We start from the raw sequence: 22,288 nt of genomic DNA, 5'->3' as shown, positions 1-22,288 counted from the left end.
TTGCGGCCGAGGTAGCCGGAAGTCAACTCGGCCGCAACCCCAGCGTCAAGGAGTAAATCCTTAACGAGATGGCAACGGTGTCATGCGTTCTCTAAGTGAAGGCAGGTGCCACAGCGGACAGCGATCCGTCCAAAAGGGTCGAATCGCCCATCTCGCTGAGTGCCAGGGCGAGCGCCCCGAGCACCTCCGCGCGGCCGCCCAACGCCCCTGGAAGGACGGACAGTTGGCGCGCCGCACTGGGGATCGCATAGCGCCCCACGGACTCCCTGATGGGCCCCAGGACCAGCTCTCCGGCCTCCGCCAGATCGCCGCCGAGGACGACCCGGCTGGGGTTGAGCAGGTTGCAGAGATTTGCGACACCGCTGCCGATGTGACGGCCCACATCGGCGATCACCCGCCGGCACCCCGGGTCGCCGTCCCGCGCGAGCCGCACGACGGACTCCATGGTCAGTCCGGTGCCGTGGCTGGACTCCAGGAGCGGCAGCACGTAGCGGGCGGCGGTGAAGGTCTCCAGGCAGCCACGGTTGCCGCACCGGCAGACGGGACCCGACTCGTCGAGGGTGATGTGCCCGATCTCGCCCGCGGTCCCGCCGGGCCCCCGGTAGATCTTCCCGTCGATCACGAGCCCGGCGCCGACACCGCTGGCGACCTTGATGTACGCGAGGTCCTTGACGCCGCGCCCGCTGCCCCAGACCAGCTCGCCGAGGGCGCCCAGGTTGGCGTCGTTGTCGACGTGCACGGGCACGCCGAGGCGCCTGCTCATCTCCTCGGCGGGCTTGGTGCCGGTCCAGCCCGGCAGGATCGACGTGGAGCCCAGCGTGCCGCTCTCGACGTCGATGGGGCCCGGTACGCCGAGCCCGACGCCTGCCACCTTCGTACGGTCCACGCCGGTGGCCGCCACGAGCCGCTCGACGAGCTCCTCGGCCCGGTCGAAGCCCTGCGCCGCGGAGGCGTCCACATCGAGGGGTTCGGCCTCCTCGGCGAGCACCTGGTGGGCGAGGTTGCCGATCGCCACGCGCAGGTGGGTGTGGCCGAAGTCGACGCCGATGACGATGCCCGCGTCGCCGCTGAGCGAGACGCTGCGGGCCCGCCGGCCGCCCGCCGAGGTGGGCGTGACCTCGACCGTGCCGCCGTCCTTGAGCTCACGGACGATGTTGGAGACCGTGGCCGCGGACAGGCCGGTCGTCCTCGCGATCTCCGCCTGCGTGAGCGATCCGGCGAGCCGCACGGCGCGTACGACCCGCTCGAGATTGGCCCGATGCAGCGACGACTGCGACCCCGGAGTCTCCACGACGACCTCCTGCGTGCGAGGCCGCTTCGATGAGGCCTCGGCGTATGTCCAACTATTGAACTCTAAGCTGAGCCTTTCGGGTTGCCTCCCGTCAAGAGCTTGAGCGATACCCGGCGCAGAAGAGCACAGAAGAGCACACACGGACCCGGACAGGGGTGAGGGCCCGGTTCCGGACGAGATGTTCCGGAACCGGGCCCTCACCCGCCGTGTCCGAGGCGTTACTTGAGCGCGCCCGCGGTCAGGCCCTGCACGACCTGGCGCTGGAAGATGATGTAGGCCCCGAGCACCGGCAGCATCGCCATGACCAGACCCGCGAAGAGACCGGACCAGTCGCCCTTGTAGCCCTGGCTGGTCGCGAGCTCCACCAGCCCCTGGGCCAGCACCCTCTTGTCGGGCTCGGTGTTGAGAACCGTCGGCAGCATGTACTGGTTCCACTGCCCCAGGAAGTTGAAGATCCCCACGCTGATCAGGCCGGGCTTGGCCATCGGCAGCATGATCTGGAAGAACGTCCTGGTGTGCGAGGCGCCGTCGACGAAGGCCGCCTCCGCGATGGAGGTGGGCAGCGTCCTGAAGAACGAGGTCAGGAAGAAGACCGTGAACGGCAGCGAGTACGCGATGTAGGCGATGATCAGGCCCTGCAGTGTGTTCAGGAGGTGCAGGTTCTGCATCACGTAGAACAGCGGTACCAGGGCCAGCATGATCGGGAAGCTCATTCCTCCGACGAAGAGGAAGTAGATGAACCGGTTGCCCGGGAAGTCGAAGCGGGCCAGGACGTACGCGGCCATGGAGCCGAGCACGAGCGTGCCCACGAGCGAGCAGCCCACCACGATCGCGGTGTTGGCGAAGTACTGGCTCATGTGAGCCTCGCCCCAGGCCCGCGACCAGTTCTCGAAGTGCAGCTTGTCCGGCAGCGACCAGGGCGAGCTGAAGATCGAGTTGTCGTCCTTGAAGGACGTCATCACCGCCCACAGCAGCGGCATGATGACCATGATCGCCCAGATGACGAGGACGCCGTGCGAGAAGACGTTGAGGACGCTGCCCTCACTGCTCTTCTCCTTGACGGCCGGGGCCGCCGTCTTGCTCACCGGCGGACGGTCCTCGATGGGGCCGGCGGGCGGGATGTCGGTGGTCTTCATGGTCAGAACTCCAGCCGCTCGCGCCGGCCGAGCCGCATCACGACGGCCGCGAACAGCAGCGTGACGATGAGCAGGGCGACGCCGATCGTTGTGGCGTAGGCAGCGTTGGCGTCGCGGAACGCCGATTGGTACACGTACAGCGGCAGGACCGTGGTGGAGTAGTCGGGGCCGCCGGGGCCCACCGTCATGATCTGCACCGAGGCGAAGGCCTCCGCGCCGAGGGCCAGGATTCCCATGTAGACCCAGCCGGACTGCACGGTGTCCCAGAGCAGCGGCAGCGTGATCCTGAAGAAGGTGGTGAAGCGGCTCGCGCCGTCGAGCAGCGCCGCCTCGTAGAAGTCCTTCGGGATGGACGCCATGCCCGCCGAGAAGAGCACGACGAAGAATCCGACGGTGCTCCAGACCAGGACGGACATGACGCACCACAGAGCGAAGTTCGGGTCGCCCAGCCAGTCCGGCTGGATGCTGCCGAGACCGACCGCCTTCAGCGTCCCGTTGATCACGCCGTCATTGGGGTTGAAGGCGAACCGGAAGAGAATGGCGACGATCGCGATCGAAAGCACCTGCGGGAAGAAATACGCGATCTTGTAGAACCCAGAACCGCGAACGCCGGTGATGGCGACGCCTTTTCGGCGCCGCCCACCGACATTGAGCATAAAGGCGAAGAAGAGCGCGAGGCCCAGCGTCACCAGCGGCAGCAGCAAAGCCAGTAGCACGCTGTGCTGCAAGGACTTCCAGAAGACGTCGTCCTCGAACATCCGCTTGTAGTTGGCGAAGCCGACCATCTTGAAGTCCGGGCTCAGGCCGGTCCAGTCCGTGAACGAGTAGTAAATGGACTGGATGAACGGCCAGATGACGAAGACTGCATACAACGCCAAGGGGGTCACCAAGAACCCCGCAATGAACCTGTACTTGCCGTGTTGCATGGTTTACCGACCCCGATCGATTCGCGGGTGCCGCCGCTGACGACGCGTGCGCACGAGCTCTTACTGGTGCTTGTAGTGCTTGATGGACTGGTCCTTGGCGGCCGCGTCCGCGAAGCCCTGGATCTTCTTGATGGCCTCGGCCGGGGTCAGCCGTCCGGCCATCATCTCGCCCAGGCAGGAGACGCCGATCTGCTCCTTCTGGAGCTTGACGTACCAGTCCTGGAGGCGCGGGTTGACGACGTTCTCGCCGGCCTTGTCGAGCGCCGCGACACCGGACTTGAGGCCCGGGGTCAGCTCGATGCCGTCGGTGCCGCCGTTGAGCGCGGTGAGCGACTTGACCGAGGAGGTGAAGTTCTTCGAGGAGGCCTCGGAGAGCATGAGGCGCAGCTGCTCCATGCCGCCCTCGACGTTGTTCGCCTTGGCCGGGACGATGAAGGGCTCACCGCCGGACGCCCAGATGGTGCCGAAGGGCATCTTGTCGCTGGAGTCGAGGCCGGTGGGCGCGCCGACCGACAGGCCGAAGTCGGCGGGGATGACCTTCGCGGACTCGTTCTCGACCCAGGAGCCGTTCGGGATGAACAGCGCCTTGCCCTTGGCCCACGCGGTCTGCGACTGGATGTGGTCGATGCCGGGCGTGCCCTTGAGGATGTAGCCCTTCTTGTACAGCTCGTAGTACGCCTCGAAGGCGGACTTGACGGCCGGGTCCTTCCAGGCGTTCGGCTCGAGGTTGTCGATCTTGTCGAGGACCTCGCGGCCGCCGATCTTGGCGATGAAGGGGTACAGCGAGAACGGCAGGTAGTACGGGTACTTGCCCGCGTACGTCCAGCCCGCGATGCCCTTCTTCTTCGCCTTGGCACACAGGGCGAGCATGTCGTCCCAGGTCTCCGGGTACTGCGCGTCGAGACCGTCCAGGGCCTTCTGCGAGTACCAGACGCCGTAGACCGTGTACGCGTAGTACATGATCCAGACCGGGTCGCCGTCGAACTGGCCCATCTCGACGATGCCCGGGCGCAGGGTGTCGCGGACCTTCTTCGACGGGTCGTCGATCGACGGCGCGTCCAGGAGCGGGGTCAGGTCGGTGAGCTGCTTCTTGCCGACGAGGACGCCCATGTCCATCTGCTCGGCGCCCGAGTTGTCGATCAGGTCGGGGGGCGTGCCACCGTTGAACTTCGGCTGCAGCTCCGACTGGATCTTCTGCGTCTTGTGGAAGTCGATCTTGGCCTTGGGGAACGCCTTCTTGTACTCGGCGTTGGCGTCCGTGGCGTACTTCGTGCCGAAGCCGCCGTCGAAGATGGTGACCGCGAGCGGCGCGGTCTCATTTACGCCGAGCGGGTTCTTCTTGGACGTCTTGCCCTTTTCGGCCTTGTCCCCCGAACCGCTGTCGCTGCTCGCGCAGGCCGACAGGAAGCTCATCGTGGGAACGGCGACCAGACCAAGTGCGGCGGACCGCTTGATCAGATCGCGGCGGCCGAAGCCCTCACCATTGTTCTGGGCGGAAGTGGATCCCATGCTCAAGTCCTCGCCTTCTCCAGGACTCAGGCGGTGAACCGGATCCTCCCCGGCACCGCGGTGATGTGAAGCTGGGGTCGTGCCTGATGTCTACACGCCGGGATCGGTCGGAAACACACGGCCGACGGCGCTCGGATACGCGCCTCACCGTTTCCCCCATCCCCCCGCGCTGTCCGCGGCCGGTGGAAACGGCTGGGCAGACGCCGACAGGTATAGTCCACTTCACGTCAACTGGGCAAGATCGAATGCAGGTTTGGACGGCGTTCTTTCCCGAGTTGAGACCTCTCGGATATATGAGGCGCCCATGAGCGGCCCATGCGTGCCCCGGACGACCGATGACCTCGCTTAATGGATGGTCGCGCCACCCTTCTCCCCCCACGCGTCGCACACGCCGATCCCAACACCCTTGACACCACGGGCGACTTACCTCCCTACTGGACCCTGCGCTGTGAATTGACAACGTTGTCTCGCGCCGGGAGGGTGCTCGCGAATGGACGGCAGATCCAGACACAGACTCAAGGCCACGGCCGCCCTGGGGGCGGCCTCACTCGCGCTCGTCGCCGCCGGTCAGGGAGCGTCCGCCGCGTCCCCCGGCCAACAGCCGCGCGTCGACCGCGAGTTCAGCTCCTCGTTCGAAACGGGCGATCCCGCCCCCACCTGGCTGAACACCGTGGATACCGCCACGGATGGCACAAAACGGTCGTCCGGGGTCGACGGCGGCGACAGCGGCGGATTGCCGGGCAATGTCAACAGCCATGTCACGGAGGTCCGCGCCAGCGACGAGAACGCGGGCGGCGGTGAGACCAAGGAGAACCTCCTCGACGGCGAGTCGAGCACCAAATGGCTCTCCTTCGAACCGACGGCCTGGGTCGAGTACGACCTGGACGCACCGGCCAAGATCACGACGTATGCCCTGACGTCGGCCAACGACCACGCCGAACGCGACCCGAAGGACTGGACCCTCAAGGGTTCCACCGACGGCAAGGAGTGGACGACGCTCGACACCCGCACAGGGGAGAGCTTCGCCGACCGCTTCCAGACCAAGAAGTACGACCTCCAGAACCCGGCCGAGTACCAGCACTTCCGGATCGAGTTCACCAAGAACAACGGCGCGGGCGACGCCACGCAGCTCGCCGACCTCCAGCTGGCCACCGCCGACACCGGCTCGCCCACGCCCGACGACATGCTGTCCCTCGTGGACAAGGGCCCCAGCGGCTCCCCCACCGCGAAGGCGGGCGCGGGCTTCACCGGCAAGAAGGCCCTGCGCTACGCGGGCACGCACAAGGCCGACTCGCGCGCGTACTCGTACAACAAGGTCTTCGACGTCGACGTGGCCGTCGCCCGTGACACGGAGCTCTCGTACAAGATCTTCCCGTCGATGGCGGACGGCGACCGCGACTACGACGCCACGAACGTCTCCGTGGACCTCGCCTTCACCGACGGCACCTATCTGAGCGACCTGAAGGCCACCGACAGCAACGGCGGGCTGCTGACGCCTCAGGGCCAGGGCGCGGCCAAGCGGCTCTACGTCAACCAGTGGAACGCCGTCGCCTCCTCCATCGGCTCCGTCGCGGCCGGCAAGACCGTCGACCGGATCCTGGTGGCGTACGACTCCCCGAAGGGCCCGGCGAAGTTCCGCGGCTGGGTCGACGACATCGCGCTGAAGGCCGCGAAGCAGGAGCCGCCGAAGGCGCATCCGGCGGACTACGCGGTCACGACCCGCGGCACGAACTCCAGCGGCGGCTTCTCGCGCGGCAACACGTTCCCGGCCACCGCGGTCCCCCATGGCTTCAACTTCTGGACGCCGGTGACCAACGCCGGCTCGCTCAGCTGGCTCTACGACTACAGCCGCGACAACAACGCGGACAACCTGCCGACGATGGAGGCGTTCAGCGCCAGCCATGAGCCAAGCCCCTGGATGGGCGACCGGCAGACGTTCCAGATGATGCCGTCGGCGGCGTCCGGTACCCCGGACACCTCCCGCACCGGCCGTGCGCTGCCGTTCAAGCACGAGAACGAGACGGCCCGCCCGTACTACTACGGGGTGCGCTTCGAGAACGGCCTCAAGGCCGAGATGACGCCGACCGACCACGCGGCGATGCTGCGCTTCACCTACCCCGGTGACGACGCGAGCGTGATCTTCGACAACGTCTCCGACCAGGCGGGCCTCACGCTCGACAAGGACAAGGGCATCGTCACCGGCTACTCGGACGTGAAGTCCGGGCTCTCCGCGGGCGCGACCCGGCTCTTCGTCTACGGCGTCTTCGACACCCCGGTCACCGGCGGCGACTCCACCGGTCCCAAGGGCTACCTCCGCTTCAAGCCGGGCGCCGACAAGGCGGTCACCCTGCGTCTCGCGACGTCCCTGATCGGCATCGACCAGGCCAAGGCGAACCTCGCGCAGGAGCTGCCGTCCGGCTCGTCGTTCTCCTCCGTACGGGACAGCGCTCGCGCGCAGTGGGACAAGCTCCTCGGCAAGGTCGAGGTGGAGGGCGCCACGGCCGACCAGCGCACCACGCTCTACTCGTCCCTGTACCGGCTGTACCTGTACCCCAACTCCGGCTTCGAGAAGGTCGGTTCGAAGTACCAGTACGCCTCGCCGTTCTCTCCGATGCCGGGCCCGGACACCCCGACCCACACCGGCGCGAAGATCGTCGACGGCAAGCCGTACGTCAACAACGGCTTCTGGGACACGTACCGCACGACCTGGCCGGCGTACTCGCTCCTGACGCCGAAGAAGGCGGGTGAGCTCGTCGACGGGTTCGTGCAGCAGTACAAGGACGGCGGCTGGATCTCGCGCTGGTCCTCGCCGGGTTACGCGGACCTGATGACCGGCACGTCGTCGGACGTGGCGTTCGCCGACGCGTACGTCAAGGGCGTCAAGTTCGACGCGGAGGCGGCGTACAAGGCGGCTCTGAAGAACGCGAGCGTCGTGCCGCCCGCGGCCGGCGTCGGCCGCAAGGGCATGCAGACATCGCCGTTCCTCGGCTACACGAGCACGGACACCCACGAGGGACTGTCCTGGGCTCTCGAGGGTTACCTCAACGACTACGGCATCGCGCAGATGGGCCAGGCCCTCTACAAGAAGACCGGCGAGAAGCACTACAAGGAGGAGTCGGAGTACTTCCTCAACCGGGCCCGCGACTACGTGAACATGTTCGACCCGAAGGCGGGCTTCTTCCAGGGCAAGAGCGAGAAGGGTGACTGGCGCGTCGAGTCGTCGAAGTTCGACCCGCGCATCTGGGGCTACGACTACACGGAGACCAACGCCTGGGGCTACGCCTTCACCGCCCCGCAGGACTCGCGCGGGCTCGCCAACCTCTACGGCGGCCGCGACGGCCTCGGCAAGAAGCTCGACACGTTCTTCGCCACCCCGGAGACGGCGTCGAACGATGTCGCGGGCTCGTACGGCGGCGTCATCCACGAGATGACGGAGGCGCGTGACGTCCGGATGGGCATGTACGGCCACTCGAACCAGGTGGCGCACCACATCACGTACATGTACGACGCGGCGGGCCAGCCGTCCAAGACACAGGAGAAGGTCCGCGAGGTCCTCTCCCGGCTCTACACGGGCAGCGAGATCGGCCAGGGGTACCACGGCGACGAGGACAACGGCGAGCAGTCGGCCTGGTACCTCTTCTCCTCGCTCGGCTTCTACCCGCTGGTCATGGGCAGCGGCGAGTACGCCATCGGGTCGCCGCAGTTCACGAAGATGACGCTGCACCTGGAGAACGGCAAGGACCTCGTCGTCAAGGCTCCCAGGAACAGCGCGAAGAACATCTACGTGCAGGGGCTGAAGGTCAACGGCAAGAACTGGACGTCGACGTCGCTGCCGCACTCGGTCGTCGCGAAGGGCGGGGTCCTGGAGTTCGCCATGGGCCCGAAGCCGTCCAAGTGGGGAACCGGCAAGAACGCGGCGCCGGTCTCGATCACGCAGGACGACAAGGTGCCGTCGCCGCGCAAGGACGCCATCACGGGTTCGGGTCCGCTGTTCGACAACTCCTCGGCGACGAGCGCGAGTTCGGAGTCGGTGGAGCTGCCGGTCGGCACTGACGGCGCGAAGGCCGTGCAGTACACGCTGACGTCGGACGACAGGGCGAAGGCCCCGGCCGGGTGGAAGCTGGAGGCCTCGGCCGACGGCTCGTCGTGGAAGACGCTGGACCAGCGGTCCGGCGAGTCCTTCTCCTGGGACAAGCAGACGCGGGCGTTCTCGGTGAGCAAGCCGGGCACGTACAAGCACTACCGGCTGGTGTTCGCCGGTGGGGCCGCGACGGTGGCGGAGGTGGAGCTGCTGTCGTGACGGAGTGAGTGACTCGCTCAACGGGCGGGGCGGGACCGGCGGTTGCCGGTTCCGCCCCGCCCGCCGTCGTGGGGTCAGCGCGGCTCGCGAAGGCCCGCGACGAGGAGCCCGACCAGCCGGCGCGCGTCGTAGCGGGGGTCGTTCTCGGCGCCGATGCAGAGGTTTCCGATGCCACGCATGAGCTGGTAGGCGTCGAGGTCGGCACGGATCTCACCGGAGGCCACGGCGGCGTCGATGAGCTGGGTGCACACCGGCACGAGGCGGTCGAGGAAGTACGCGTGCAGCGTCTCGAAGCCGGCGTTGTCGGCCTGCATGGCCCCCGCAAGACCGTGCTTGGTGACCAGGAAGTCGACGAAGAGGTCCACCCACCGCCCCAGCGCGACGTGCGGTGTCGGGGCCGCCGCGAGAAGGGCCGGGCCGGCCTCGGCGCAGGCCTCGACCTGGTGGCGGTAGACGGCGATGACGAGGTCTGCCCGGGTCGGGAAGTGGCGGTAGATCGTGCCCATCCCGACGCCGGCCTTCGCGGCGATGTCGCGTACCGGCGCTTCCACGCCCGAGGCCACGAAGACCGCGGCGGCCGCGTCAAGGAGGGTCTGCTGATTGCGCCGGGCGTCCTTGCGCTTCGATCCGGCCGCGCCTCCCGTGCCCTGACCGCTGTCGTTCACCGCAGCACTCCTTCCCTGTTCTACGAGGCCCGGAGACCTTGAGGCTCGCAAAGCGGAACGACGCTCCGTATCGTTAGCGGAGCGAGGTTCCGTTTCGCTCATGATGTCAGACCGGGCGACCGGCGAACAAGCAACCGAACGGATGGCACTCCCATGCCCGACTCCCCCACCGTGAACGCGCCGAAGCCCGCGGTCGCACCCACCCCCGTGATCTCCGCGAAGCCGGTCGTCCTGCCCGCCCCGGGCCGCGGTGAGGACCTCCAGGTCCGCGTGTCCGCGCCCGCGACCGGCACGGACCTGCCCGTCGTCGTCTTCTCGCACGGCTTCGGCTGGTCGATGGACGGCTACGCCCCGCTGGCGGATCACTGGGCCGCGCACGGCTTCGTGGTCGTCCAGCCCACCCACCTCGACTCGCGGACGCTCGGCATCCCCGCCGACGATCCCCGTACGCCGCGGATCTGGCGTATCCGTATCGAGGACCTCACGCGTGTGCTGGACGGGCTCGACTCCCTGGAGGCCGCCGTTCCGGGCCTCGCCGGGCGCGTGGACCACGACCGCATCGCTGTGGCCGGCCACTCCTGGGGAGCACAGACGGCAAGCACATTGCTCGGCGCGCGCGTCCTCGGTGCCGACGGCGTTCCCGGCGAGGACATGTCCGACCCGCGCGTGAAGGCGGGTGTGCTGTTCGCCCTGACCGGCCTGGGCGACGACCTGACACCCTTCGCACGGGAGCATCTCCCTTTCATGAGGCCGTCGTTCGACACCATGACCCCGCCATCGCTGATCGTCGCCGGGGACAGCGACCGGTCCCACCTGTCCACCCGCGGACCGGACTGGTTCACCGACCCCTACACGTACAGTCCGGGCAGCAAGAGCCTGCTCACCCTTTTCGGTGCCGAGCACTCGCTCGGCGGCATCCCCGGCTACGAGGTCGCCGAGACGACGGACGAGAGTCCCGCCCGCGTGGCCCTGATCCAGCAGCTCACCACGGCCTTCCTGCACAGCGCCCTCTCCCCCGAGGACACAGGCTGGAAGACGGCGGCCGCCGCCCTGGACGACGTCCCCAGCCCGCTGGGGACGCTGCAGAGCAAGTAGAGAAGGACGACTCGTCGCGGCGCCGGACGACGACACAGCCCTCGCCCAGGTCGAGCATGGCGGGTGGTGCCACCGACGCCGCTCAGGAAGGGAGGGCATCAGGGCTCGAAGCAAGTGGCGTACAGCCGCGGGGAGTTCAGGCCCGCCGGCGACGCCGGACCTCGTCCCGCTTCCGCCCGAACGGTCGGGCCCGGGAACTCATCGCCGCGCGCGCCGCGCCAGGTCCGCCCAGGGCGTCCCCACAGGCCCGCGCAGCAGCCACGCGATCACCGTACCGAGCCCCAGACTCACCCCCGCAAGACCCCAAAGGAGGCCGTGGAACGCGGAGTTGTACGCGTGTCCGCCGCCCAGCAGCGTCGTGAGCAACGACCCGTACACCGCCACCGCGACGGCCTCGCTACCGAGGCGGGGCGTATTGACGAACCCGGCGGCCATGCCGGCCTTCTCCGGGGGTGCGAGGGCGAGGGCCTGTCCGTCGACGAGACCGGCCGACAGGCCCATCCCGGCCCCGGTGACGATCACCGCAGCGCGACGACGGCGACCGCCGCGTGCGCCGAGAAAGGCAGCAGCCCGAGGTCGCCGACGACCAGGCAGCCGAGGCTGACGAGGATCAACACCATGGCGGACACGCCCCGTTCGACGAGCTGGTCGCTGCGGCAACAGCCGCACGGCCGTCCTGCGCCGGGCCGAGCTGGACAAGCGCTTCCCCGGCCTGCTGGGCCTGGTGCGCGCCGACGCCTGAACACACGCGAAGGGCCGCACCCCCGAAAGCTCGGGGATGCGGCCCAACCGCCTTGCCGGACCGCTTACTTGCGGATCAGGCTGCGGAGCACGTACTGCATGATGCCGCCGTTGCGGTAGTAGTCCGCCTCACCGGGGGTGTCGATGCGGACGACCGCGTCGAACTCCACACCGGTGTCGGTGGTGACCTTGACCGTGCGCGGCGTGGTGCCGTTGTTGAGCTCCTCGACGCCGGTGAAGGAGAAGGTCTCCTCGCCGGTCAGGCCGAGGGACTCGGCCGAGGCGCCCTCCGGGAACTGGAGCGGCAGGACGCCCATGCCGATGAGGTTCGAGCGGTGGATGCGCTCGTACGACTCGGCGATGACGGCCTTGACGCCGAGAAGCGCGGTGCCCTTGGCGGCCCAGTCACGGGACGAGCCCGAGCCGTACTCCTTGCCGGCCAGGATGGCCAGCGGGGTGCCCTGCTCGATGTAGTTGCGCGAGGCGTCGTAGATGAACGACACCGGAGCCGCGTCAGCAGTCGCAGCCTGGGTGAAGTCGCGGGTGTAGCCGCCCTCGGTGCCCGGCGCGATCTGGTTGCGCAGGCGGATGTTGGCGAACGTGCCGCGGATCATGACCTCGTGGTTGCCACGGCGCGAGCCGTAGGAGTTGAAGTCACGGCGCTGGACGCCGTGCTCCGTGAGGTACTGGCCGGCCGGGGTGTCGGCCTTGATCGCACCGGCCGGGGAGATGTGGTCGGTGGTGACCGAGTCGCCCAGCTTGGCAAGGACGCGCGCGCCCGTGATGTCGGAGACCGGGGTGGTCTCCATCGTCATGCCCTCGAAGTACGGGGGCTTACGGACGTAGGTGGACTCGGAGTCCCACTCGAAGGTGTTGCCGGTCGGGATCGACAGAGCCTGCCACTGGGCGTCGCCCGCGAAGACGTCCTGGTAGGACTTGTTGAACATGTCCTCGCCGATGGAGTTGGCGACGACGTCGTTGACCTCGGCCTCCGTCGGCCAGATGTCCGCGAGGTAGACCGGCTTGCCGTCCTGGTCGATGCCCAGGGCGTCCTTGGTGATGTCGACCTTCATCGAACCGGCGAGGGCGTACGCGACGACCAGCGGCGGGGACGCCAGGTAGTTCATCTTGACGTCGGGGTTGATGCGGCCCTCGAAGTTGCGGTTGCCGGACAGAACCGACGTGACCGCCAGGTCGTGCTCGTTGACCGCCTTCGAGACCTCCTCGGGCAGCGGGCCCGAGTTGCCGATGCAGGTGGTGCAGCCGTAGCCGACGAGGTTGAAGCCGACCTTGTCGAGGTACGGCGTCAGACCGGCCTTGTCGAAGTAGTCGGTGACGACCTTCGAGCCCGGGGCGAGGGTGGTCTTGACCCACGGCTTGCGGGTCAGGCCCTTCTCCACGGCCTTCTTCGCGACGAGCGCGGCGGCGACCATCACGTACGGGTTCGACGTGTTGGTGCAGGAGGTGATCGCGGCGACGGTGACGGCGCCGTGGTCGATCTCGTAGGTCGAGCCGTCGGGGGCCGTGACCAGGGTCGGGCGCGACGGGACGCCGTTGGTGGCGGCCGGGGAGTCGGAGGCCGGGAAGGACTCCTTGCCCGCCTCGTCGTCGTCCTCGACGTAGTTGCGCACGTCGAGCGCGAACTGCTGCGCGGCGTTCGCGAGGACGATGCGGTCCTGCGGGCGCTTCGGGCCGGCGATGGAGGGGACGACCGTGGAGAGGTCGAGCTCGAGCTTCTCGGAGAAGTCGGGCTCGGCGGCCGGGTCGAGCCAGAGGCCCTGCTCCTTGGCGTACGCCTCGACGAGCGCGACCTGCTGCTCGTCGCGGCCCGTCAGCTTCAGGTACTTCAGCGTCTCGTCGTCGATCGGGAAGATCGCGGCGGTGGAGCCGAACTCCGGCGACATGTTGCCGATGGTGGCGCGGTTCGCCAGGGAGGTGGCGGCGACGCCCTCACCGTAGAACTCGACGAACTTGCCGACGACGCCGTGCTTGCGCAGCATCTCGGTGATCGTCAGCACGAGGTCCGTGGCGGTGGTGCCGGGCTTGAGCTCACCGGTGAGCTTGAAGCCGACGACGCGCGGGATGAGCATGGAGACCGGCTGGCCGAGCATCGCGGCCTCGGCCTCGATGCCGCCGACGCCCCAGCCGAGGACGCCCAGGCCGTTGACCATCGTGGTGTGCGAGTCGGTGCCGACGAGGGTGTCGGGGTAGGCCTGGCCGCCCCGGACCATGACCGTGCGAGCGAGGTGCTCGATGTTCACCTGGTGGACGATGCCGGTGCCCGGGGGGACGACCTTGAACTCGTCGAAGGCGGTCTGGCCCCAGCGCAGGAACTGGTAGCGCTCCTTGTTGCGGCCGTACTCCAGCTCGACGTTCTGGCCGAAGGCGTCGGCGGTGCCGAACTTGTCGGCGATGACGGAGTGGTCGATGACCAGCTCGGCCGGGGCCAGCGGGTTGATCTTGGCCGGGTCGCCGCCGAGCTCCTTCACGGCCTCACGCATGGTGGCGAGGTCCACGACACAGGGCACACCGGTGAAGTCCTGCATGATCACGCGGGCGGGCGTGAACTGGATCTCCTGGGACGGCTGGGCCTGGGAGTCCCAGCCGCCGAGCGCACGGATGTGGTCGGCGGTGATGTTCGCGCCGTCCTCGGTGCGGAGCAGGTTCTCAAGGAGAACCTTCAGGCTGTAAGGGAGGCGCGCGGAGCCCTCGACCTTGTCCAGCTTGAAGATCTCGTACGACTCGTCGCCCACGCGCAGCGTGCTGCGGGCGTCGAAGCTGTTCGCCGACACGACAGTCTCCTTCATATATGTGCGCGTTCCACCGCATCCTGCCGCCACGACGATTTCGCCGATCCGCTAAGGTAAGGCTAAGTTAGGTAAGCCTTACTGAGCATGGCGGCTGCGGTGTGCCTCTGTAGATATCTCGATGTCGAGATAACTCTAATACATGAGGCCGGACTGGTCATGCCCGGCCCAGGCCGAGCCGTCCCGCCGCGCCACCGGCGGACCGTCCCCCTCATCGTCCCGCACACGCGCCCGCGCGCCACCAGGGCCGATTGACGGCCCGTCACTCCAATGGACCCCCCGGAATGCGGCATCTCATATCTGAGATAGCCTGCCGACATGGCAGACGACTACCTCGTACGCATCGGCAAGCTCATCCGTGACGCCCGTCAGCACCGGGGCTGGACACAGTCGCAGCTTGCCGAGGCGCTCGGTACCAGCCAGAGCGCCGTCAACCGCATCGAGCGCGGCAACCAGAACATCAGCCTTGAGATGATCGCCCGCATAGGCGAAGCGCTCGACAGTGAAATCGTCTCTCTGGGTTACTCGGGTCCGATGCACCTGCGCGTGGTCGGCGGCCGCCGCCTGTCCGGGTCGATCGACGTGAAGACGAGCAAGAACGCCTGCGTGGCGCTGCTGTGCGCCTCGCTCCTCAACCGGGGCCGCACCGTCCTGCGCCGCGTCGCCCGCATCGAGGAGGTCTACCGCCTCCTCGAGGTCCTGAACTCCATCGGCGTCCGCACCCGGTGGATCAACGGCGGCGTGGACCTGGAGATCGTGCCGCCCGCCGCCCTCGACATGGACGCCATCGACGCGGCCGCCGCCCGCCGTACCCGCTCGATCATCATGTTCTTCGGCCCGCTCCTGCACCGCCTCAACCACTTCAAGCTGCCGTACGCGGGCGGCTGCGACCTCGGCACCCGCACCATCGAGCCGCACATGATCGCGCTGCGCCGGTTCGGTCTGGACATCACGGCGACCGAGGGGCTCTACCACGCGCAGGTCGAGGCGGGGGTCTCCCCCGGGCGGCCGATCGTGCTGACCGAGCGCGGCGACACCGTGACCGAGAACGCGCTGCTCGCGGCCGCACGCCACGATGGCACCACCGTCATCCGCAACGCGTCCTCGAACTACATGGTCCAGGACCTCTGCTTCTTCCTGGAGGCCCTGGGCGTACGTGTCGAGGGCATCGGCACGACCACCCTCACCGTGCACGGCGTGCCGCAGATCGACGTCGACGTGGACTACTCGCCGTCCGAGGACCCGGTCGAGGCGATGAGCCTGCTCGCCGCCGCGGTGGTCACCGAGTCCGAACTGACGGTGAAGCGGGTGCCGATCGAGTTCCTGGAGATCGAGCTCGCGGTCCTGGAGGAGATGGGCCTCGACCACGACCGCACGGCCGAGTACTTCGCGGACAACGGCCGCACGCGCCTGGTGGACCTCACCGTCCGGCCCTCCAAACTGGAGGCGCCGATCGACAAGATCCACCCGATGCCGTTCCCGGGCCTCAACATCGACAACGTGCCCTTCTTCGCGGCCATCGCCGCCGCGGCGCAGGGCCAGACCCTCATCCACGACTGGGTCTACGACAACCGCGCGATCTATCTCACCGACCTGAACCGGCTCGGCGGGCGCCTCCAGCTGCTCGACCCGCACCGCGTCCTCGTCGAGGGCCCGACGCGCTGGCGCGCCGCCGAGATGATGTGCCCGCCCGCGCTGCGCCCCGCCGTCGTCGTGCTCCTCGCGATGATGGCCGCCGAGGGCACGTCCGTGCTGCGCAACGTCTACGTGATCAACCGCGGCTACGAGGACCTGGCCGAGCGGCTCAACTCCGTCGGCGCGCAGATCGAGACGTTCCGGGACATCTGACTCGAGCGACGCCGTTCAGGGCCGCGGGAAGAGGTTGAGCAGTTCCTCTTCCGCGGCCCATCGGCGTATCTGCTCCGCGATCAGGCGCTCGGCGCGCGGGCGGAAGGCTGCCGAACCGCCGGCCACGTGCGGGGTGATGAGGACTCCGGGGGCGTGGCGCAGGGCGTGGTCCGCGGGGAGGGGTTCCGGGTCGGTGACATCGAGCGCGGCGCGCAGCCGGCCCGTGGCGGTCTCGGCGAGCAGGGCCTCGGTGTCGAGGGTGCGGCCGCGGCCGACGTTGACGACGAGGGCGCCGTCCGGCAGCGCGGCCATCTCCTTCGGGCCGAACAGACCGACCGTGGCCGGGTTCTCGGGCAGGACGAGGACCACGATGTCGAGGCCGGGGAGCAGTTCGGGCAGGTCGGCGATCGCGTGGACCCGCTCGTCGGGGCGGGCGCGCCGGGCGACGCGGACGACGTCCGCCTCGCAGGCGAGGAGCCGCGCCTCCAGGGCCGAGCCGATCGACCCGTAGCCGACGATCGCGACGCGGCTGTCCGCGAGTGAGCGCGTGAAGTGCGGGTCCCAGCGGCCCGCCACCTGGTCGGCCGCCCAGCGGGGCAGTTCGCGCTGGGCCGCGAGGATGAGGCCCAGCGCGTGCTCCGCGGTGGAGGCGTCGTGCAGGCCGCGGCCGTTGTGCAGGGTGACGCCCTCGGGCAGCAGCGGCTGGAGCTTCTCGACTCCGGCGCTGAGCGACTGGACGGCGCGCAGGCGCGGGAGCCGGGGCAGCAGGCGGTCCGCGTCGGGGACCGCGTAGGGCATGACCCAGAACTCCACGGCGTCCAGGGCGTCTTGCGGGAGTTCGGACGCGGGCGTCACTCCGTCCCACACGTGGACGCGGACGCCGTCGGGCCAGGGGCCGTGGCGCTGGTCGAGCTGCGGCCAGGGGACGAGCACGTCGGTTTCGGTCATCGCGGGTTTCTCCTTCGGCTGCTTCCGTCGCGGCATGCGGGCGAACCATTGACCCGGCCGCCACTCCCTCGTAACGTCTTCCCGCCCAGTGAAACACTTTCCACCTCACGGAAAACAGGGGGTCAAGGGATGACAGCGCCGTCGCCCTCCCGGCCGTCCACCGGCGGCTTCTGGAGCTCGACCCGCGCCCGGCACCTGATACCGGTCGCGTTCATCACGTACTCGCTCGCCTATCTCGACAAATCCAACTACGCGATCGCGTCCGCCGGCGGCATGGCCGACGAGCTGCATCTGTCCGCGGGCCTCGACTCGCTCATCGCCGCGTCGTTCTTCCTCGGCTACTTCTTCTTCCAGATCCCCGGCACGATCTACGCCGAGCAGCGCAGTGCGCGCCGGCTCGTCGCCTGGTCGACGGTGCTGTGGGGGCTGCTCGCCGTGGTGCAGGGCCTGCTGAGCAGCCCGGGGCAGCTGATCGCCGTGCGGTTCGCGCTCGGTGTGGTCGAGGGCGCGGTGCTGCCGTCGATGGTGATGCTGCTCAGCCGCTGGTTCACACACGGCGAGCGCGGCCGCGCCAACACCCTGCTCATCCTGGGCAACCCGGTCACCGTGATGTGGCTCTCCGCCCTGTCGGGCTGGCTGGTGTCGGTGACGGACTGGCGCGTGATGTTCATCGTCGAGGGCGTGCCCTCGGTCATCTGGGGCCTGTTCTGCCTGCGGCTCATCAAGGACCGCCCCGAGGACGCCAAGTGGGTCGCGCCCAGCGAACTTCAGGCTCTGCGCGAGGACCGCGCCACCGCTCCGGCCGCCTCCGGGAACCTGCGCGAGGAGTACGGCAAGGTCCTGCGCTCGCGCCCCGTGCTGCTGATGTCGGTGCAGTACTTCTTCTGGTCGTTCGGCATGTACGGCTTCATCTTCTGGCTGCCGTCGATCGTGAAGAAGGGCTCCGGCGAGGGCATCGGCGCCACCGGTCTGCTGACCGCCGTGCCGTACGCGTTCGCGGTCGTCGCCATGCTGCTCAACTCGCGCCTGTCCGACCGCAGCGGGCGGCGCAAGGCGGCCGTGTGGCCCTGGCTCGCCGCCGGCGGCCTCGCCCTCTTCGGCTCGTACGCGGTCGGGTCCCACTTCCCCGTGGCGCTCGCGCTGCTCGTGGTGGCGGGCCTGTGCCTCTACGCGCCCTACGGCCCGTACTTCGCGCTCGTCTCCACGCTCGCCCCGGCGGGCGTCTCGGGCGCGGCGGTGGCGCTGGTCAACTCGTTCGGCGCGCTCGGCTCGTTCGCCGGGACGTATCTCGTGGGCTGGGTACGCGGCACGTCGCTCGGCGACGCGGGGGCCTTCGCGTTCATGTCGGCGGGCGCGCTGGTCTCGGCCGCGCTGATGCTGGCGGTGCGCGAGCCCCGACCGTCCGGGCCCCGCCCGGGTACGGTGAACCGGCAGCCCACCGCTGCCACCACCACCTGAGTGCGCCGGGGACCGGTCCCCGCGTACGGGCGCAGCACACGGGAGACGAGCAGCGTGACCACGACGTCCGGCGACGACATGCTCGGCCGGGGCCTGCGACTCCTCACCGTCCTCGCCGACCATCCCGCGGGCCTGGGGGTGAGCGCCGCGGCCCGCGCCGCGGCGCTCCCGGTCAGCAGCGCCCACCGGCTCCTCGGCCGGCTCGCCGCCGAACGGTTCGTGGCGTACGACGAGGACACCCGGCGCTACGCCCTGGGGGCCCGGGTGCTCGAACTGTCGCGGGGTTTCCAGCGCTCACCGGCCGGCTACTCCGCGGCGGCGGCGCCGATGCGCAGGCTCGCCGACCGCACGGGCCTGCCCGCCATCGCGGGCATCCTCTACGACACGGACGTGCTGCTCGTCCTCACCGCGCAGGGCACCCAGCACCTCCAGCTGCGCAGCGCGGAGGGCACCCGTAACGCCTGGCACGCGACCTCGCTCGGCAAGGTCCTCGTCGCGGGCCTGCCCGAGCGTGAGCGCGACGAACTGCTCGCGGCCGAGCTGGCCGCGGTGACCGACCGCACGGTGACCGACCCGGCGGCGGTCCGCAGGGAGCTCGACGCCGTGCGCGAACGCGGCTGGGCCGAGGTCGACGAGGAGAACGAGGTCGGCGTCCGGTCCATCGCCGTCGCCGTGCCCTCCCCGCACGGGGAGGCGCCGCGCCTCGCCGTCTCGCTCGGCGCGGCCGTCGCCCTGACCGGCGCCGACGAACTGCGCGCGCACGTCCCGGCCCTGCGCGCGTGCGCGGAGGACATCGCGGCGCACATGGACCACTGAGCAGATCTTCGGGTGTGGCGGCCACCGCCCGGTGACATTCATCCCGGGGAGGGCGGACGGCCACCGGGCCCCCCGCACCACTGCCGGGAGGAACGCACGATGACCGAGCTGATGAAGGCCGTCCAGTACCGCGCGGTGGGTGCCGCCCCCGAAGTCGTGCAGATCCCCGTGCCCGCCCCCGGTCCCGGCCAGGTGCTCCTGCGCGTGACGGCGGCCGGTGTCTGCCACTCCGACATCGCCGTGATGAGCCTGCCCGCCGAGCAGCTGGGCTTCCCGCTGCCGCTCACGCTCGGCCACGAGGGCGTCGGCACGGTCGCGGAGGTGGGTGACGGGGTGGCGGCCGTCGAGGTCGGCGACGAGGTCGCCGTATACGGGCCGTGGGGCTGCGGCACCTGCGCCAAGTGCGCGGAGGGCAAGGAGAATTACTGTCCGCGCGCCAGGGAACTCGGCATCTTCCCGCCCGGCCTCGGAGCGCCCGGCGCCATGGCCGAGTACATGGTCGTGGACAGTCCCCGCCACATCGTGCCGCTCGGCGGCCTCGACCCGGTGCGGGCGGTGCCGCTGACCGACGCCGGCCTGACCCCGTACCACGCGATCAAGCGGTCGCTGCCGAAGCTGGTGCCGGGGTCGACGGCCGTCGTGATCGGCACGGGCGGGCTCGGGCACGTCGCGATCCAGCTCCTGCGCGAGCTGTCCCCGGCCTGGGTGATCGCGCTCGATGTGAACGAGGAGAAACTGGCGCTCGCCCGTGAGGTGGGCGCCCACGAGGCGATCCTGTCGGACGCCGAATCCGTGGGAATGGTAAGGGAGTTGACCGGCGGCAGGGGCGCCGAGGCGGTCTTCGACTTCGTCGGGGCCGCGCCCACGGTGGCCATGGCGGGCAGCTGCGTGGCGGTCGAGGGCGATGTCACCATCGTGGGCCTCGGCGGCGGCAGCCTCGCGGTCGGCTTCGGCACGACACCGTACGAGGTGTCGGTGACCGCCCCTTACTGGGGCAGCCGCAGCGAGCTGATGGAGGTGCTCGGCCTGGCGCGGGCCGACGTCATCTCCGTACACGTGGAGACGTACGGCATCGACGACGCGCCCACCGCCTACCAGCGGCTGCACGACGGGACGGTGCGCGGACGCGCGGTGATCCTGCCGCAGGAGTAGTCGGCCGGGACCGACGGGCGCGCCCTAGTCCGGCAGGACCGCCAGCCCGTCCAATTCCACCAGCGCCTGCTCGTCCCACAGCCGGGTCGTGCCGATCACTGCCATCGCCGGATAGTCGCGGCCCGCCAACTCGCGCCAGACACGCCCGAGTTCATGGGCGTGGGTGCGGTAGTCGGCGACGTCGGTGGCGTAGACGGTGACGCGGGCGAGGGTGTCGGGGGCGCCTCCCGCGTGGCGCAGTGCGGTGAGGAGGTTGGTCAGGGCCCGCTCGAACTGCTCCGGGAGCGTGTCGCCGGTGATCTTGCCGTCAGCATCGAGGGCGGTCTGTCCGGCGAGGAAGACCAGGCGGCCGCCGGTGGCGGTGACGGCGTGCGAGAAGCCGGTGGCCGGGGAGAGTTCGGGTGGATTGATCCGCTCGATACTGCTCACGCGTACAACTCCTTGGCGATGATCGCGCGTTGGACCTCGCTGGCCCCTTCGTAGATGCGGGGTGCCCGCACCTCGCGGTAGAGGTGTTCGAGGAGGTGGCCGCGTTGCAGGGCGCGGGCGCCGTGCAGCTGGACGGCGGTGTCGACGACGTGCTGGGCGGTCTCGGTGGCCAGGAGCTTCGCCATCGCGGCGCGCCGCGGCACGTCGGGGGCGCCCGCGTCGTACGCCGAGGCCGCCGCGTAGACCATGAGGCGGGCCGCCTCCGTGCGCAGGGCGAGATCGGCCACCTGGTGGGCGACGGTCTGGAGGTCCTTCAGCTTGCCGCCGAACGCGTCGCGCCGGGCGGTGTGGTCGAGCGTCGCGTCGAGCGCGGCCTGCGCCATGCCCACGGCGAAGGCCCCGACGCTCGGGCGGAAGAGGTTCAGGGTGGTCATGGCGACGCGGAAGCCTCGGTCCGGTTCACCGAGCACGTCGTCGGCGGTGACCGGGACCGCGTCGAAGTCGAGGGAGCCGATGGGGTGCGGGGAGAGCATGTCGAGGGGGGTGCCGGTGAGGCCGGGGCGGTCCGCCGGGACCAGGAAGGCGGTGACGCCACGGGCGCCGGCGTCCTGGGCCGTACGGGCGAAGACGGTGTAGAAGTCGGCCTCGGGGGCGTTCGAGATCCAGGTCTTCTCGCCGATGAGGCACCAGCCTCCGGTGCCGTCGGGCTCGGCGCGCAGGGCGAGGGCCGCGGCGTCGGAACCCGCGCCCGGCTCGCTGAGCGCGAAGGCCGCGACGGCCGTGCCGTCGCTGACGCGCGGCAGCCAGTGCGCGCGCTGCGCGTCGGTGCCGTACGCGTGCACGGGGTGTGCGCCGAGTCCCTGAAGGGCGAGAGCGGTCTCGGCCTCCGTGCAGACGCGGGCGAGGGACTCGCGCATCAGGCACAGGTCGAGGGCGCCGGAGCGGAACAGCCGCTCCAGGAGGCCGAGCCGGCCGAGCTCGGCGACGAGCGGCCGGTTCACCCTCCCCGGCTCGCCCTTCTCGGCGAGGGGCGCGAGCCGCTCGGCGGCGAGCGCACACAGCTCGGCACACCAGGCGGTCTGTGCTGGGTCGAGCGAGAATGACGGAGCTGCGGACTCTGCGGTCATCTGTCGGCGCCTCCCGGTTCGCCGGCGGCTCGGGCCGGCT

16 protein-coding genes are annotated in these 22,288 nt (G+C 69.5%); 6 read left to right on the top strand and 10 right to left on the bottom strand.

All coding sequences use genetic code 11. From position 1 onward, the window contains the following. Positions 1–91: 91 nt before the first annotated feature. From CG723_RS01080 to ngcE, 4 genes are all read right to left on the bottom strand, one after another. A complete protein-coding gene (locus CG723_RS01080) occupies positions 92–1,291 on the bottom strand; it encodes an ROK family transcriptional regulator (protein WP_100591239.1) in 1,200 nt (399 codons plus the stop codon). 218 nt (positions 1,292–1,509) lie between these two features. Next, on the bottom strand, positions 1,510–2,427 hold the full coding sequence (locus tag CG723_RS01075; RefSeq protein WP_100591238.1) for a carbohydrate ABC transporter permease: 918 nt from the start codon (positions 2,425–2,427) through the stop codon (positions 1,510–1,512). A 2-nt stretch (positions 2,428–2,429) separates the two neighbouring features. Further along, positions 2,430–3,353, bottom strand: a complete 924-nt coding sequence (locus tag CG723_RS01070) for a carbohydrate ABC transporter permease (protein WP_100591237.1) — start codon at positions 3,351–3,353, stop codon at positions 2,430–2,432. Between the two features lie 60 nt (positions 3,354–3,413). Next, positions 3,414–4,862, bottom strand: coding sequence for an N-acetylglucosamine/diacetylchitobiose ABC transporter substrate-binding protein (gene ngcE, locus CG723_RS01065; protein WP_100591236.1), 1,449 nt, complete (start codon positions 4,860–4,862; stop codon positions 3,414–3,416). 490 nt (positions 4,863–5,352) lie between these two features. Here ngcE and CG723_RS01060 point away from each other — a divergent pair, with 490 nt between their 5' ends. Continuing rightward, positions 5,353–9,162: a GH92 family glycosyl hydrolase gene (locus CG723_RS01060; RefSeq protein WP_100591235.1), complete on the top strand. Its 3,810-nt coding sequence runs from the start codon at positions 5,353–5,355 to the stop codon at positions 9,160–9,162. A gap of 74 nt (positions 9,163–9,236) precedes the next feature. Here the strand turns inward: CG723_RS01060 and CG723_RS01055 are convergent, their stop codons facing one another. Next, positions 9,237–9,827, bottom strand: coding sequence for a TetR/AcrR family transcriptional regulator (locus CG723_RS01055; protein WP_100591234.1), 591 nt, complete (start codon positions 9,825–9,827; stop codon positions 9,237–9,239). Positions 9,828–9,980: 153 nt separating this feature from the next. On the opposite strand from CG723_RS01055, the gene CG723_RS01050 reads away from it, so the two are divergent. Beyond that, entirely contained in the window at positions 9,981–10,922 is a 942-nt protein-coding gene (locus CG723_RS01050) for an alpha/beta hydrolase family protein (protein WP_100591233.1), read from the top strand. Positions 10,923–11,120: 198 nt separating this feature from the next. Here CG723_RS01050 and CG723_RS01045 read toward each other — a convergent pair whose 3' ends face one another. Continuing rightward, positions 11,121–11,444, bottom strand: a complete 324-nt coding sequence (locus CG723_RS01045; protein ID WP_199841619.1) for a hypothetical protein — start codon at positions 11,442–11,444, stop codon at positions 11,121–11,123. A 284-nt stretch (positions 11,445–11,728) separates the two neighbouring features. Continuing rightward, a complete protein-coding gene (gene acnA, locus CG723_RS01035) occupies positions 11,729–14,455 on the bottom strand; it encodes an aconitate hydratase AcnA (protein ID WP_100591764.1) in 2,727 nt (908 codons plus the stop codon). A 333-nt stretch (positions 14,456–14,788) separates the two neighbouring features. Between acnA and CG723_RS01030 the strand changes: the two genes are divergently transcribed. Further along, the gene (locus tag CG723_RS01030) at positions 14,789–16,318 is read left to right on the top strand and encodes a helix-turn-helix domain-containing protein (RefSeq protein ID WP_100591232.1); all 1,530 of its coding nucleotides are present in this window, start codon (positions 14,789–14,791) and stop codon (positions 16,316–16,318) included. Positions 16,319–16,333: 15 nt separating this feature from the next. Here the strand turns inward: CG723_RS01030 and CG723_RS01025 are convergent, their stop codons facing one another. After that, complete coding sequence (locus CG723_RS01025) at positions 16,334–17,266, bottom strand: 2-hydroxyacid dehydrogenase (protein ID WP_100591231.1); 933 nt, start codon at positions 17,264–17,266, stop codon at positions 16,334–16,336. 129 nt (positions 17,267–17,395) lie between these two features. On the opposite strand from CG723_RS01025, the gene CG723_RS01020 reads away from it, so the two are divergent. The 3 genes from CG723_RS01020 to CG723_RS01010 all read left to right on the top strand — a co-directional run bounded on the left by CG723_RS01020 (position 17,396) and on the right by CG723_RS01010 (position 20,692). Further along, positions 17,396–18,724: an MFS transporter gene (locus CG723_RS01020; protein WP_100591230.1), complete on the top strand. Its 1,329-nt coding sequence runs from the start codon at positions 17,396–17,398 to the stop codon at positions 18,722–18,724. A 54-nt stretch (positions 18,725–18,778) separates the two neighbouring features. Continuing rightward, positions 18,779–19,540 carry an IclR family transcriptional regulator gene (locus tag CG723_RS01015; protein ID WP_234374077.1) on the top strand — a complete coding sequence of 254 codons (762 nt, stop codon included), beginning with the start codon at positions 18,779–18,781 and terminating at the stop codon, positions 19,538–19,540. Between the two features lie 111 nt (positions 19,541–19,651). Continuing rightward, positions 19,652–20,692 (top strand): NAD(P)-dependent alcohol dehydrogenase, encoded by a 1,041-nt coding sequence (locus tag CG723_RS01010; RefSeq protein ID WP_100591762.1) that lies wholly within the window; start codon positions 19,652–19,654, stop codon positions 20,690–20,692. 24 nt (positions 20,693–20,716) lie between these two features. Here CG723_RS01010 and CG723_RS01005 read toward each other — a convergent pair whose 3' ends face one another. Together CG723_RS01005 and CG723_RS01000 are read right to left on the bottom strand one after the other, a co-directional pair. After that, positions 20,717–21,121: a RidA family protein gene (locus tag CG723_RS01005; protein ID WP_100591229.1), complete on the bottom strand. Its 405-nt coding sequence runs from the start codon at positions 21,119–21,121 to the stop codon at positions 20,717–20,719. Next, positions 21,118–22,248, bottom strand: coding sequence for an acyl-CoA dehydrogenase family protein (locus tag CG723_RS01000; protein WP_100591228.1), 1,131 nt, complete (start codon positions 22,246–22,248; stop codon positions 21,118–21,120). The genes CG723_RS01005 and CG723_RS01000 overlap by 4 nt, the downstream gene beginning before the upstream one ends. Positions 22,249–22,288 lie beyond the last annotated feature (40 nt).

This window comes from Streptomyces sp. CB01635 (genome assembly GCF_002803065.1).
Lineage (GTDB): Bacteria > Actinomycetota > Actinomycetes > Streptomycetales > Streptomycetaceae > Streptomyces.
The sequence above is the reverse complement of the archived record's forward strand: the minus strand, read 5'-3'. Positions and strand labels throughout refer to the sequence as shown.

Bases quoted from the DNA above. Each gene is read 5' to 3' on its own strand.
- CG723_RS01020 (WP_100591230.1), top strand. From the start codon at position 17,396: ATGACAGCGCCGTCGCCCTCCCGGCCGTCCACCGGCGGCTTCTGGAGC.
- CG723_RS01030 (WP_100591232.1), top strand. From the start codon at position 14,789: ATGGCAGACGACTACCTCGTACGCATCGGCAAGCTCATCCGTGACGCC.
- CG723_RS01025 (WP_100591231.1), bottom strand. From the start codon at position 17,266: ATGACCGAAACCGACGTGCTCGTCCCCTGGCCGCAGCTCGACCAGCGC.
- CG723_RS01050 (WP_100591233.1), top strand. From the start codon at position 9,981: ATGCCCGACTCCCCCACCGTGAACGCGCCGAAGCCCGCGGTCGCACCC.
- CG723_RS01060 (WP_100591235.1), top strand. From the start codon at position 5,353: ATGGACGGCAGATCCAGACACAGACTCAAGGCCACGGCCGCCCTGGGG.
- CG723_RS01075 (WP_100591238.1), bottom strand. From the start codon at position 2,427: ATGAAGACCACCGACATCCCGCCCGCCGGCCCCATCGAGGACCGTCCG.
- CG723_RS01010 (WP_100591762.1), top strand. From the start codon at position 19,652: ATGAAGGCCGTCCAGTACCGCGCGGTGGGTGCCGCCCCCGAAGTCGTG.
- CG723_RS01070 (WP_100591237.1), bottom strand. From the start codon at position 3,353: ATGCAACACGGCAAGTACAGGTTCATTGCGGGGTTCTTGGTGACCCCC.
- ngcE (WP_100591236.1), bottom strand. From the start codon at position 4,862: ATGGGATCCACTTCCGCCCAGAACAATGGTGAGGGCTTCGGCCGCCGC.
- CG723_RS01000 (WP_100591228.1), bottom strand. From the start codon at position 22,248: ATGACCGCAGAGTCCGCAGCTCCGTCATTCTCGCTCGACCCAGCACAG.